This window comes from Pseudomonas sp. TMW 2.1634 (assembly GCF_001703595.1).
GTDB classification, from domain to species: domain Bacteria; phylum Pseudomonadota; class Gammaproteobacteria; order Pseudomonadales; family Pseudomonadaceae; genus Aquipseudomonas; species Aquipseudomonas fragi.
The window spans coordinates 2,249,541-2,263,079 of record NZ_CP016849.1 but is presented as its reverse complement, the minus strand read 5'-3'; the positions used below and the strand labels follow the sequence as shown (position 1 = coordinate 2,263,079).

Annotated in this window: 14 protein-coding genes; 2 read left to right on the top strand and 12 right to left on the bottom strand. The window is 50.5% G+C overall.

Features of this window, described 5'->3' with window-relative positions; translation table 11 throughout:
* Positions 1-118 precede the first annotated feature (118 nt).
* Complete coding sequence (locus tag BFC21_RS10770; RefSeq protein WP_120266083.1) at positions 119-841, top strand: hypothetical protein; 723 nt, start codon at positions 119-121, stop codon at positions 839-841.
* A 114-nt stretch (positions 842-955) separates the two neighbouring features.
* On the opposite strand, the gene BFC21_RS10765 is transcribed toward BFC21_RS10770, so the two are convergent.
* The 4 genes from BFC21_RS10765 to BFC21_RS10755 form a co-directional block, all read right to left on the bottom strand.
* Positions 956-2,104, bottom strand: a complete 1,149-nt coding sequence (locus tag BFC21_RS10765) for a hypothetical protein (protein ID WP_120266082.1) — start codon at positions 2,102-2,104, stop codon at positions 956-958.
* Between the two features lie 591 nt (positions 2,105-2,695).
* Entirely contained in the window at positions 2,696-4,600 is a 1,905-nt protein-coding gene (topA, locus tag BFC21_RS10760) for a type I DNA topoisomerase (RefSeq protein ID WP_120266081.1), read from the bottom strand.
* Positions 4,601-4,957: 357 nt separating this feature from the next.
* Positions 4,958-5,206, bottom strand: coding sequence for a hypothetical protein (locus BFC21_RS27185; protein WP_162939311.1), 249 nt, complete (start codon positions 5,204-5,206; stop codon positions 4,958-4,960).
* A gap of 24 nt (positions 5,207-5,230) precedes the next feature.
* Positions 5,231-6,799, bottom strand: coding sequence for an anti-phage dCTP deaminase (locus BFC21_RS10755; RefSeq protein WP_120266080.1), 1,569 nt, complete (start codon positions 6,797-6,799; stop codon positions 5,231-5,233).
* 500 nt (positions 6,800-7,299) lie between these two features.
* Between BFC21_RS10755 and BFC21_RS10750 the strand changes: the two genes are divergently transcribed.
* Positions 7,300-7,668 carry a hypothetical protein gene (locus BFC21_RS10750; protein WP_120266079.1) on the top strand — a complete coding sequence of 123 codons (369 nt, stop codon included), beginning with the start codon at positions 7,300-7,302 and terminating at the stop codon, positions 7,666-7,668.
* Positions 7,669-7,678: 10 nt separating this feature from the next.
* Here the strand turns inward: BFC21_RS10750 and BFC21_RS10745 are convergent, their stop codons facing one another.
* From BFC21_RS10745 to BFC21_RS10710, 8 genes are all read right to left on the bottom strand, one after another.
* A complete protein-coding gene (locus tag BFC21_RS10745; protein ID WP_120266078.1) occupies positions 7,679-7,876 on the bottom strand; it encodes a CrpP family ICE-associated protein in 198 nt (65 codons plus the stop codon).
* A gap of 218 nt (positions 7,877-8,094) precedes the next feature.
* Positions 8,095-8,556 (bottom strand): single-stranded DNA-binding protein, encoded by a 462-nt coding sequence (locus tag BFC21_RS10740; RefSeq protein ID WP_120266077.1) that lies wholly within the window; start codon positions 8,554-8,556, stop codon positions 8,095-8,097.
* Between the two features lie 10 nt (positions 8,557-8,566).
* Entirely contained in the window at positions 8,567-9,394 is an 828-nt protein-coding gene (locus tag BFC21_RS10735) for a Rha family transcriptional regulator (protein ID WP_120266076.1), read from the bottom strand.
* Positions 9,391-9,948 carry a DUF3158 family protein gene (locus tag BFC21_RS10730; protein ID WP_120266075.1) on the bottom strand — a complete coding sequence of 186 codons (558 nt, stop codon included), beginning with the start codon at positions 9,946-9,948 and terminating at the stop codon, positions 9,391-9,393. Before BFC21_RS10730 ends, BFC21_RS10735 begins: the two co-directional genes overlap by 4 nt.
* 5 nt (positions 9,949-9,953) lie before the next feature.
* Positions 9,954-10,679: a PFL_4669 family integrating conjugative element protein gene (locus tag BFC21_RS10725; RefSeq protein WP_120266074.1), complete on the bottom strand. Its 726-nt coding sequence runs from the start codon at positions 10,677-10,679 to the stop codon at positions 9,954-9,956.
* 129 nt (positions 10,680-10,808) lie between these two features.
* Positions 10,809-11,468, bottom strand: coding sequence for a hypothetical protein (locus tag BFC21_RS10720; protein WP_120266073.1), 660 nt, complete (start codon positions 11,466-11,468; stop codon positions 10,809-10,811).
* A 20-nt stretch (positions 11,469-11,488) separates the two neighbouring features.
* Complete coding sequence (locus tag BFC21_RS10715; protein ID WP_120266072.1) at positions 11,489-12,826, bottom strand: STY4528 family pathogenicity island replication protein; 1,338 nt, start codon at positions 12,824-12,826, stop codon at positions 11,489-11,491.
* A gap of 28 nt (positions 12,827-12,854) precedes the next feature.
* Positions 12,855-13,514 carry a DUF2857 domain-containing protein gene (locus BFC21_RS10710; protein ID WP_120266071.1) on the bottom strand — a complete coding sequence of 220 codons (660 nt, stop codon included), beginning with the start codon at positions 13,512-13,514 and terminating at the stop codon, positions 12,855-12,857.
* Positions 13,515-13,539: the final 25 nt, after the last annotated feature.

Here is a 13,539-nt window from a genome sequence, read left to right as displayed (position 1 = left end):
CATTGCGATGTTAGCCCACCCTCCGATTCTTTCAAATTTGCTGCTAGGCCAGTACAACCGTTGAAGGAACACGTTCTGCTGTTGAATAATGTCATTTCAATATTAGTGGTGGGCTAAAATGGATTACAAACTTGGACGAGAGAAATACACGTACCCTTGCGTAGGCTTGGCTATAGATGCCGGAGTTCGTAATCCCATCCGATTTTCCACAACGCTGAAACTTGATGAGTATCACCGAAAGCTTCTCCGTTCGGAGGCAGACAACGCCTTGCTTCTCGGGTTTCTCAGTGTGCTTTATTGGGGGCACTACAGTGGTGCTGCGGGGATTGTCAAATCCAACCGTGCGATGTCGAAAACTACTTTGGCATTGAATGGCAAGGGCTACTTGCGAAAAGGTCGGCCGCAGAGAATCCGAGGGCTGATAGATTTCAAGCCAGGAGGCGCAGTTGCGGTTTTACGCCAAGCAGCTAGCGAAATTGAAAAGGGAAATTTCGGAGATGCTATCAAAACCTTATGCGCCTTGCCCCAGATACAATTTGCATTCGCATCCAAGCTAGCGGCTTTTATGGCACCTGAAAAATGCGGTGTCATTGATTCCGTGATCGTCAAAAATAATCCAGACTTGGGCTTTTATCTGCGAGGAGGTTATATCAGTAATGTCAAAGGGAATTTTCCCCTCTACCAGCATTATTGTGAGCGACTTCAAAGTATCGCCGAATCGCTCAATGCGCAAGGTGATGCAGAGCGTTGGCTGGATCTGGACGGTACATCTAATGCCTGGCGAGCAATTGATGTGGAAAGGGCAATGTATAGTCAGAAGGCAGTTAATGCTGCTTTGTGATGTTATCGCTCTATAGGTAGGTGGCAAATTAGGTGAGCATTTACAGCTCACTTAATGGGTTAAAGAAATGCTTGGTGTGGCTTGGGGTTTAGTCAGTGCCTTGGGTTGTTCGGTTTAAGTGGTTTTTAAATTGTTTGGTAGTTGCGGCTTCTGTGGTTTTAGAGTGGCTTTGCTATTGAGTGTGCGAATGCAGTAGTGTGTATGCTGCTTCATTTGGTGAAGCTCAAGTTTTAGCAAGGAGCTAGGGCATAAAAGCAGAACGTCGCCAAAAGAAAATAGCTGGAATGCCTGAATTTCAATTTTCCCTGGGGCTGCCGCTCGGGCTTTCCAAAGTGTCGTGTTTATGTCTTGTAAGCCAAGGTCTCCAGTGAGAATGAAGCGTTCAGCTCCTTTCTGTCTCACATCAATCCCTAGTGCCGCTCTATAGGCTATGTATCCCATAGTGTTAGGCAGAATCACGATAAATGAACAAAAGAGTATTAAGGCAGAAAAGACGCCAAAAAAAGTCCGATTATAAACGTCGCCGCTTGAGCGATAAAATATTATGACGGGTAGTAGTGTCATTGCCAAAGTGAGCAGGCAGATTAAAGCGGCGAAATAGGTGTTTGTGTTAGGTTCAAATGCTAGGTATGTGGCAGCTATCAAAAGAGTTGGGGATATTCCAGCTACAACTGTAGCTATTAAAAATAGAATTAAAAAAAACACGAATAAAGTTTTGTTAGAGTGAAAGCCTACAGGCTTCTTTTTTGCGTGCCTTTTTAGGTTTGTTCTAATGGCCATCCTTATGATTGGACGTGACAGTGTAAACCATGTTGTGAGCAAAACCATGACTAGAATTACAGTGGTGGGAAAACCAGTTCCAAGAGACTTGTATAGGGTGAAGCTCACCAATATGAATGATATAAACCCAGTTAGAACGGGGAGTGTAAGCCAGGCTGCAATGTGCTTTTGAAGTTTTGGGGTTCGGTCGAACATGGCCACAGTTATTCCAAACAGCCATGAGGTGGAAAATAGTAGAAAAATATAGATAGATATGAAGATGGCAACGATAATGACCCATACTGCAAGGTCCGACTTTGCCTCTGTCGACGGCATGAATAGGTCGGTTCTACCAATTGCGTATGTGTACGCATAAAGACTAGTGAGGCCCAGTCCTGCTGAACACAAACTCACGACAACACCAATTTGTGCCCAATAGGTAAGCATGCTTTTTAACAGCTTGCTAAAAACTTCTTGAAAGGTCCGCTGAGGTTCGGCTGTCAAAGTGGAAATTCCTTGTAGTGGTTGGTTGTATGTCAGTAAACCAATATTCAAGCTTGCTTGTCGAGTTAAATCTCTTGTTCTAAGTTTTTCTTGGGTAAGGCAGGGGTGATGCAAGATGTTCTGAGCGCTATGTTGACTAATGAGCTTTATCTTGGATGGCTATTTCTAAGCGCTTCTTGCAAGTGGAGTTTTTTTTGGGGTGGGTCATGTTTAAGTAGGCAGTAATGCTTGGCAGATTGTTTCGTAGTTATATCTAGTGTCGTCAGATTTATGATGGCTCATTCCATGCGTTTGTTTATCCATTTGCGCAAAAATGTGCAAGTTTAGCGTTTTGATCTCGGCTGGCGTGGCGACTCATAAGGCGCGTCATATCAGTCTAATCAAGGTTCAGGGAGAACGCTCAGGATATGACATTTTCTCAGAACCATTGATAGGCCATGATTGACGGTGAACCGCGTTTAGGTACGTCATTACGGCGTCCCCGCATTTATGTAGCCACCAGGTCTTGCAGGAGTCACGTGAATTTCGGCCGGTGATACTGGCGCATCTGCCACAAAACCTCCCGAGATCATCCATTAAAATCCTCTCTGCTCACAATCCCTTGGGTTTATCGAAATTCGGTTTTCCGTTAAGCATTGGGTAACTGACCTGGCAATTGTTGGATTTGAATCCGGTACAGCCCCAGAAATCATAGCCGTCATCGCCTTTTTTCTGCAGCCTGGCGAGGGGCTTATTGCACTTGGGGCAGGTGTAGGTGTTATTCGCGACTGCTGAGTGAGTTGTGGGAGGCTTGGCCGCATTTGGTGACCCGCGTTGCTGCGACAGCTCCTCCTCCAGGCGCTTATGCATCCGGGCGACCACGGCACCATAGGTATCTTGGCCCTGGGCAATTTTGTCCAGGTCACGCTCCAATTCCCGGGTGAAGTCCAACTCCACAAAGCTGAAGTACCCCTCCAGTTTGGCGATCGTTTCTTCACCCAAGGGTGCAGGCATCAGCTTGCGGTTTTTTTCCTCGATCAGGCCTTTGCTGGTGATGTTCTTCAGAATTGAGGCGAAGGTGCTGGGCCTGCCAATGCCGCGACGCTCCATTTCCTTGATCAGGCTGGCCTTGGTGTACCTGGAAGGAGGCTGGGTTCTCTTTGTCAGCAACTCGCCGCTTTGTACTGAAAGGACTTGTTTCGATGAGAGTGCCGGGACCGGGTTGCTGGCTTCAGCGTCCTGCTCATCGTCGGTGTCATCGCCCTGGAGCAGTTTCAACCAGCCAGGGTAACTAAGTGTCTTGCCGGTTGCAGTGAAACGCAGCGTTTTACCGTCAGGGCCAAGGGCGAGCAGTTTTGCCGTACGCACGTCATAACGGGCAGCTTCGAGTTGACTGGCCAGTGCGCGCGTCCAGATCAGTCTGTACAGCGCTTGCTCCTCTGTGTTCTCGCCGGCTGACTCATTAGCCCAATATGTTGGAGTGATTGCCGGATGACCTTCCTGCGCGCCTTCGGCGGCCTTGAATACTCGTCGTTTATCGAGGGCCTTCACGCCATGAATGCTGGCCACTGAGCGAATATCCGTCATGGCTTCGTCAGGGATATTGGGGTTGTCCGTGCGGTGGTAGCTGATGACGCCTTGCTCGTAGAGACGCTGGGCAACCTGCATGGTCTTGTCCGGATCCCACTTCAAGGCGTTGCTAGCGGCTTGCTGCAGTGAGGATGAGATAAACGGGGCAGGGGGATGACGCTCAGTTTTGCGATCTTCGCAGGCTTCGACTACTACGTTGCGGGTGCTGGCGACGAGTTGGGCCAGGTTACTGTCCTGAACGTAGGGGAAGTCTTTGTTCGCAAAATCCGGTACGGGTTGCCATTCGGCGTGCCAGGAGAGCCCTTGGGCCAAACCCGTGAAATTCAGACGTACTCCGTAATGGGTAATTACCTTGAAGGTGTGAATTTCGCGCTCGCGCAAGACCACCAAATAAACGGCAGGTGATTGCACGCGACCTGCAGAAGTCGGTTTACCCATCAGGCGGCGTAGTTCCTGAGTTACCAGGTATCCAACCAACCGATCCAGAACGCGCCGACACTCTTGTGAGGCCACTCTGTTCAGGTCGATTTGTCGTGGGTTGGTCAGTGCCTCCTCGACCCGTTTCAGGGTGATTTCATTGAAGGTGATGCGTTTGTAATCTTTAAGGCCCAACACCTGCTGGATATGCCAACTGATGCTTTCGCCTTCACGGTCCGGGTCGGTTGCCAGATAGATGTCACTGGCTTTTTTGGCCGCCGTTTTCATTGCCTGCACGGCGCGAGTGCTCTTCTCCAGAACCTCGTATACCGGCGCGAAGTTTTTGCGCACACCGGTGGTAATCATGTCGACATCCTGGCCTTTGGCCGGGAGGTCGCGGATATGGCCGCCACTGGCAATCACTTGCCAGTCTTCGCCGGGGCGTAGTTTCTTCAGCATGGGCTGGAGTTTTTTCAGCTTGCCGGGGGCTTCGATGATTAGTAATTTCATTGGGCCAACTCTCAGTGGAATGCATCAAGAGCCAGCTTCGTGAGTGAGCGTCACGTACGCAACAAAAAATGAATTCGTGAGTGTTGCGAGCTTTTTGAGAACGGTGCATTGTAATTAGAGTTATAGGGGGGAGGGTTGGACTTGCATTGTAGGGTGTTATATATAGCTTTTATGTGATTAAGCCAAAAAATTATTTTGTCACTGAGTGTGGGCGAGGATGTGGTTGAATGAGATTTTATTTAGGTTGTATGAGTTAAATGCTTTTTCTTTTCTGGAACTGTTGATTAACTATTTTTAAGATTTTTAACTAGTGAGCGAAGCTGATGTCTCTGCCTCGCTCACTACATTTTGAACGCGTTAGAAAAAACGATTTCGTTGTAAGATTTGTTGTATTAACTTATTTTGAGTGCTTGATGAAAAGCGATCCTGAGGGAATGACAACACGACCCCCTTAGGTTGAATAGATACGGAAACAGGGGAAGGCAACGTGATTTCGGTATCACATCCTGCACCAGAGCTAGAACTTTCGAGATGGACTGAGGCCTCAAAACACAAGGAGAGCTGTGCCATCGCCTCAGCTGCGGGGGTCTTTTCTAGCAGGTCCATAACAAGCTCCTTCGCTTCAGGCCATTAAAGGCGGCAAGATTCTAGCCCTTTCACTACCAATCCTTCAAGGGTCGAAACGGCCTCCATTGAGATTCTAGCCACTGGCTCCGCGTCTCTTATGATCATCCGCCCATCGCTTTTCCGACCAGCGGGGTGTGCGGAGAAGAATTTAAGAAAGCGAGCTGGTGCAACGCCATCGAACGGAAGAACACGAACCTTTGTGGCGTCACTCTCATTTTCAGTTATAGCATCTTGATGAAGCCTTGTGGCAAGACTCTTGCGGTAGGGTTCAAGAAAAATAACTTCTTTTATGCCCGCTGCAACTAAGTGCCTAGCACAAGAATGGCAGGGGTATGTTGTAACAAATAACTTGCCATGCCGTATTTTGCTGCCGTCCGTTGCGCCAGCATTAAGTAGTGCATGCATTTCAGCATGTACGGCACGTGAAAATTCTATAAGAGACTTAAGCTGTGTTTTGGTTCTAATTACAGTGAGCGCATCTTGCTTTTTTTCAGCTGGAATAATTGACGCGCTTACTAACTGGTCTACGATGAAGTGTGATATTAATTTTTTCTCTTGGTCGTTTGAGCATGTACCACCACTCATATTCCAACAGCGACGATCCTCGTCAGAGTTTAATCCGTCGCCTTCTGTTTGATAAAGACCTCCAAATGCTTTCGGTACATCATTCCATCCTGTTGAAATGAGCTCGCCGCTTTCGCTTGTAATTGCTGCCCCTACTTGTCGGGATAAACAAGCTGAATTGCGTGCGGCTGAAAACGCAGCGTACATAGCACGCTCGTTATTAGTAGGAGTAGCGATGACAGTTCCAAGCATTAAGTTTAAAAAGCGTTTAACTCTATTTAATCGGTGCGAATCTGTGGTTTTTTCTACGCGAAGAAAAAAGTCTGATTGAGGGAAGGTATCCTCAACTCGTTGTCCATGATCTATTTCTTCACCAGAGTCTCTGTCAATCAAGTCATGAGCAGATCCTCCTTTAAGTGCACCTTCCAGCCTGGAAATACGCATTTCAATAGGTGAGTAAACGCCTATTACATAAAGCATCTCCCCATAGATAGACCTCAGGAGACGAAGTTCATCTACATGCTTAATGGAATCGATTATATGGCACCATTTTAGTGTTACATTTGGTACTAGCTCGTTGTCGCTTTCGTTGTTGAATAGGTCTGGATGCTCAGCTTTTTTAGCGGCTGCTGCTTTAGCTTGCTCTGATGCTCTTGAAATACTTATTTTTTTGACTGCTAGTTTTGCCAGTACTTCGTTGCCGTGCTTTCTTCTTAGTTCGTTTCCAGCCTCAATTAATTCTTTGATAGAGCAATTCGGCTCCATGCTTGAGGTAGATCTTATTTCTTCGCTGAGTCTTATTATTTCTACTTGTTCATAGCCGTAGTCCGTGCTGAGCAATAAATCTTTAAAGCTCTGGGCTACTTCATGTAATGGCGTGCCTAATGGTCCACATAAAGCGATTACTACTTGAGGTGTTAGGGTTTTTTCTATTGCTAGAATATCATCAAAACCAGTACCGGTTTCTGTTCCTCCAACCACTCGAAACCCTTTTTCTGCAGCAGCCATTACAAGCTCCTCTTTTATAGTCGTTATTTCTTAATGCTGGCACGCTTCCACAAAATACGATAGCTCAGTATTTGCAAACCGGCAAAATTAAGCAGCGGGTACCTTTGAGGGGGGCTAGGTGTGTTGTCGCATAAGCGGGATCGTTTGCAATAATTCATCGTTGCTGGGGAGTTCTGCATCGTGTCGTCGTTAGGCCTGCGTGGTCTGCACTGCTTTATGGGTTTGAGCACTTCAGACGGAACCTGAGGTCAAATCAGGCTGCTTTCGCTTCGATCTCGGGCACGCAAAATGAGGAAAAGCGGAGGCATCATCGTTTTTTTCGGAGTGATAGTGCAGGAAATCTAAACGTTCTGCTTAGCGTCTGGGAGCTGCAGGTTTTTGTCGTAACTATTTAGTAAGATGTGATGTACCTAAAATCAGGAAGTTTCACGCGATCGTAGATAGAGTCATGGTCTTTTGACAGTAGTTAAATAGGCATCCTCACAACTGAGGGTTATGCCATGGCTAAGGATCTGATGGTTTCATTTCGTGACGAGGTCCTGCACAACGGACCTGAGTCCACACTGCCCTGTAATTTGAATGATAAATGGCTGGAGCTGCTGGCTGGGCAGTTGGAAGCGTACTTTGATCGCGAGGTCGAGGATGCATTGTCTCTTCCATTGGCTGCCGTGCTGCATATTTTGTGCACCAAGAGTGGAGGTGAGGCCGTCAGGATCTCTCAAGACAAGCTTTTCGATCATCTGTGTGATTACCGTATTGAGCTAGGCCTTGAAGAGATAAGACGAAAAACAGACTTGGGTAATGATCCAGTCAGTCTGCAGGAAATTTTTACGAACCGAGCTGTCACTTTTCGAGGCGCTGAAGATTAGTCCTCCGGCATCAATGAAGATCCAGGGTCAGTTGCTGCTCTTTGGCAAATCCGTTGAGCCAAGATGCCCGCATGGCTGGGTGACGATATGGGCAGCTATGCACGCGCTGGCCGCTACGGGCGGCTTCTCTCCCGGCGCTCTCTACGACAGCATGGGGATTGTTGAGTCGGCGTCTGTCCATAGGTTTCGAAGGTGTTGTGATTTGCATTATGGGTTGAGTCCCGCGAAGAACAGATCCATCAAACGGTAGCATCACGATTGGGCGATTTTCTGATTATTTTTTTCGACGGGGACTCAGTGCTGTAATGACTCTGTGACATAAGTGATAAACGTTAAAGGTGTGTGCGATCAGCTAATGAGAAGGGCGACGATGGACCGTTTCCCTTCTCACCAGCAGATGCCCGTGTGGCTGATTTTAGTGTCCGGTCACAAAGACTCATCTGTTTCCGGGTAGTCATCGATGCTCAGTTGCGGTTGAGGCTGGGGCTGCTGAGGCCTGGGCTGCGATGAGCTCTGATTCTGTGAAGGCACCAGGCTTACCATGATTATCCGATGGGGAAGAATGGCCACACGATTAGCCTGCAGCTTGAGCGCTTGATGGGGCTGGCCATCTTGCTCCCAGTGGTCCATGACCGCTCGGCCGGCAACGGTGACGCGCATGCCTTTCTGGAACAGGGAGGCGTAGTGCTCTGCATCTTTGTGCCACCACTCGACCCCGGCCCAGAATCCGCCGCGATCTTCGTAACCACCGGCACCGTCGGGGATTGAGTTATCGAAGTAGACATTCAAACGCAGCAGGCGCCGCGGTTCTTTGTTGCCGTTTGGGAATTCCTTGAACTCCGGTGTTGAGCCGATATTGCCTTCCCAGCCTTGTAAGGTAGTGCCCATGGTTATGTCCTCAATGTGTTTTTCTGGATTCATAGGGGTTGCGAGTGGCGAAGCTGGAGACATAGCCGAGCAGTTCGCGGGCTTGCTGTGAGGTCTCGGCCAGTTTGCCCGCCATATGGCTTTTGAACGCTTCGCTGGCCAGCCTTTCAATTCCACGGTCATATAGGGAGTTGAACAGCAGCTCAGCGTCATGGGCAGAGCGAAGCAGCCCATAGAGGAGATCTTTTGCAATGGAGGTGCCGGCAACGCCCGGCAGGGTGGTCGCGGCGGCGCCTTCGCCGATGATCTGACCTTGCAGGAAGTTGATTGCCTGTTTGAGTTGATCGGGTGTGGCCTGGGCCAGTGATTCCACGGCCAGGTAGTTCTGTAGCACTTGTTCGGAGCTTGGCCGGGGCGGGCGCCCATGTGTGCGGTCGCGCATCAGTTCAAGGGTCAGTAGGGCGAATTTGAGCAGGTGCTTTTGGGCCAGTATTTCCGGTTGCTCAATCAGTACCTGTTCCATTTTGTTGAAGGCGTTGATGTACGCAATCTTCCAGTGCAGAGCTTCCCTGCCGGTGAATCCCATGCAGAGCAGAGTGAAGCCGTCGCGTGTTATTCGATAGAAGCGCTCCTCTCGTACTGCCCCGTTGCCAACGGTGACCTTTCGAGACATCTCCTCAAAATTGAGGAGTGCAAATTCACTGGGACATTCAAGGTTCTTGATATCTCGCATGACATTGTCATGCCGCTTTCCAAAGTGAATGGCCACATCAAGGCTTGTCGTGGTGGCTTTGCCGTCGACAAACTCGACTGAAACTTCATTCGAATGGGCACAGGCACTGGGTGCTTTGCTGGTCATGCTGGACTCTCCGTTTGTGGTTGTTGCGAGGGATGGGTGAGCTGATGCAGGCGCTGGAGCAATACCGCTTCGGCGAGCGCCATCTTTTCGGCGCACTCGACGGCCTGTTTGTAAATCGAATGGATCAAGCTCATTTGCATGTTCAAGGTGATGCGCTGCAGTTCCATGGCATACAGGTCGTACAGCATCGTTTGCGGTGTCCTTGGGCTAGCCATCATCTCGGCCCAGACCCCTACGCCCATTCGAAAGTCAGGCACCCTCTGCCATCTCAGGAACTGGGTGCCGCACTTGGTTTTCTGCTCATTCAACCGAACGGGCACCAGGGTGAATGGATACTGGCGTGCCTGTTTCAGCACATCCTGGACAAGGGCTCTCAACCCGGACTCCTGGGCCCGGCATACCTCGGCTAATTGGCTCAGCTCCCCCTTACCTTTAAAGGGCTTTAAAAGGCCTTTTAGTGAGGCAGCTTGTTGTAGTCGCTGAAAGGCTTCTTGTTGCAGTGGTTGGAAGCGGCTCTGGTGCAGCGACCCATGAGGGTTAATGGTCTGGCCCATATCGATTAATCCTCGGCTGCGTCTTCGGAGTGTTCATCCGTCTCGGTTTGCTGCTGGCCACGAATAATCGGTGGTGCAAAGGTCGACCGGCGCAAGCCTTGCAGAATGTCCTGGGGCAGTTCTCCGTAGCGTTCGTACAGCTTGCGGGCTGCTTCAGCCTTGGCATTGTTGGCCGCGAAGTCGTCCCGCTCGGCCCCGGAGTACTTGTAGAGCTGGGCCAGGCCAAACAAGCTGCGCAGCACGGCTGCGCCTTCGTCAATCCAGGCTTCCATATCGCGGCGTCCGACCAGCCCGACGTGCTGGGCCAGGAGGATGCGTCTCACGATTTCGTCATAACCTGTGAGCAGGTAGACGGCCTGAAATCCGATTGGGTTGGAGATGTAGAGGGGCATACTGATGGGCTGGATGGACAGGTTTTCGCTGATGGAGATAGCGGGCGGCAATGTGGTCATTGCGGTGTCCAGCCGTGCTTCGATGTCTTTCAGACCTTGTTTCGACTCACGGATCTTGTCTTCCAGAAGGATCATCCACCAGTCAGAGTAGGGATCGTCCTGTTGGGCGCCACGAGACATGCGATTGACGACAGAGCAGAACCCCGAGAGGCCAATGATGCCGGGTTTGAGATCGCTCTTTGGGCGTCCCATCCAGATACGGGCGGCGTGGTGGGTGTGCAGGGTGAGCTTCACATCGCTGCGCAAGGAGCCAATATTGAGCCGGTAATTGTCAGCCATAGTTCAGGTTTTCCTTGGAAGAGGATTGATGAACTCATGCTGCAATTGGCGTGAAGCGGATGCAGCAAGAAATAGATTTTCGGATTGAAGAGTATTTATTGGTGCGTCTATTTCGGGGATTTCAGGGTTTTATGGGTATGTCGGGCTAGAGGTGTTTGCCACACCACCCGGCTGACCACCGCTATCGATTCTGGATCCTGCCCAAGTGATGTGGGCCACATCACCCAAAGCACTGGCAACGCCGATACCGGAATTCGCAGAAGTGATGTGGGCCACATCACCCAAAGCACTGGCAACGCCGATACCGGAATTCGCAGAAGTGATGTGGGCCACATCACCCAGAGCACTGGCAACGCCGATGCTGGAATTCGAACAAGTGATGTGGCCCACATCACCCAGAACACTGGCAACGCCGATGCCGGAATTCGCAGAAGTGATGTGGGCCACATCACCCAGAGCACTGGCAACGCCGATGCCGGAATTCGCAGAAGTGATGTGGGCCACATCACCCAGAGCACTGGCAACGCCGATGCTGGAATTCGAACAAGTGATGTGGCCCACATCACCCAGAACACTGGCAACGCCGATGCCGGAATTCGCAGAAGTGATGTGGGCCACATCACCCAGAGCACTGGCAACGCCGATGCCGGAATTCGCAGAAGTGATGTGGGCCACATCACCCAGAGCACTGGCAACGCCGATGTCGGAATTCGCAGAAGTGATGTGGGCCACATCACTCAGAGCACTGGCAACGCCGATGCTGGAATTCGAACAAGTGATGTGGCCCACATCACTAAAACTATCGATGACTAGCTTGAGGACAGTTGAGGTGGTCTGAGTTGCCGGTGCCTAAGCAGATTCATCATTTCGCTCAACTGTTGGTTTGCCGTCTGCATTGCCTCGGCGCTTCGCGGTAGGTTCGGGGCTTTGGCTGAAACGTCATGACGTGCCATTACCGCATCATGTGAGGAGGGCTCAGCAGGGGCGCGAGAGATTGTTTGATGTTCGGTAGCGGGTTCGCCGGGGTTCCAGCGACTGTTGAAATCACCACGAATCGCACTGCCGACGAGCTTCAACAGGTACCCCAAGGGTTTTCGAACACCACCAGCGTTGCAGCGGTGAGCCCATTGCCTGATGAGACCAGGTTTAATTTCCGCAGGGACCTTCTGGATTGCCTCCACAGCGATGTTTTTTTGATCTTCCGGGAGACGCTTCAGGGTTTCGAGCCAATCGATAGCCGTTTCGTCGCAGGCTGTGGGTACATGTACAGAGCTTTTACATAAAACGTTGTTTGTATTTGTATACGTACTATATGAGTTCGGAATCCGAACTAAGTCCGAACTCTGCGTTTTTCGACTGAGTTCGGACTCCGAACTGGGGGCTGAAAACTCTTTCACAGTCATATTTTCACTGAGTTCGGCATCCGAACTCAGTGAATGCAGGGGTTGACTGTGCTGAGTTGGGATACCGAACTCTGGTTCTTTTGTGGTCGAGAGAGCTTGCTCTTTGAGCAAGGATTGTTCGTTCAGGCGAGTTTCGATGATCTCCACCCGGCTTGGCAGACGCTGTCCCACATCCGGGTCCGCCGAGAACTCATTCCAGGCGATTTCAGCAACTTCCCGAATCACCTTGGTCTGGTGATTGATGGACTGCCCGAGCAGGTGCAGATAGTCCTTGTCGAACTCAAGAGCTTCGGCCGGCGTTACAGGCTCATCGTGGAGCAAATAGACGTTACCTTGAATCTGGCCGGTCAGGTCGTTGCGAACACGTCGACCCAAGCTGAGCCATCGGGTCAGGCGAAGCGTCACTAACGCCTTGGAGATGGTTTCTCGTGATGCGGGTTTACCGGGCTGCATGCCTAGATAGGGCCGTAATTGGTCGTAGGTTGGAAACGCCGTTAAGCCATCGTCGTTGATCAGAAGGCGAAATACTTGCCACGTATTTCTTTCCAGTGGCGTCAAACGGTCATCCAGAAGCAGGCGACGAGGGACTGTCTCGTGGGGGTTGCCGCTGAAAATAATGCCTGCATAGGGAGGGGTATCGCTGCTGTCGACGGAAAGGTTGCGCTTTTTATCGCGTAGATGAGCTTCAAGCTTGCCTGTGACAGAATCCAAAATGGTTGAAATGGAGAGCCGGGAAGACTTCATGGTTCGGGCTCACTTGCCTCTTAGGCAGCTAAACGGGCTTGTTGTCGTTTGAGATTGAATGGTGCAGTTGTGGCTTATGAGGCCTCCCATGCACAGGGGGATAGAGTCCTTGTTTGATCCAGTCCTTGATACGGCTCCAGATTACGGCCAGGCTGAGGCTGTCGGCGGGATCATGAGTGTCGTGAGGTACGTTTAGTTCTTCGGCTACCAGCATGGCGATATCGAGCACTGCGATACTGTCCTTCAGTCCGACTTGATGTTCTTCCATCAGGTGCGTCCATCGATACCAGAGATGAGTGTCCATCTCTTCGCTGAATTCACGCCACCGACCTCGACGCGGCGTCACACCAATGATCAAGCGTTGCAGTGCAACGTCTTGCGGCGATAGACCGAAAAATTGCTGCAGCATCTGTGTGGTTGCCCCAAGACGCAGTGCCCGCTCAATCATGCGGGCTTCATCCTCAGAACGCTCTGCGCCGGTCAGGAGCCGTTTCACCATGTCTGCATCAATGGTTACCGTGCACCAAGACACGGGGGTGTTAAGCAGCAAGCTCAATACTGATGGCTGTTGAAGCTGGGCCAGTATCTCTGGCTCAAGGCCCATTTCAATGCAGCGCTTCAATTGGCCATTACGCATGTTATGCAGGACTTGCGACAGAATGGCCTCATTGATAGGTGTCTTGGACATTGCAACGTCCTCCGTGGATTACTCG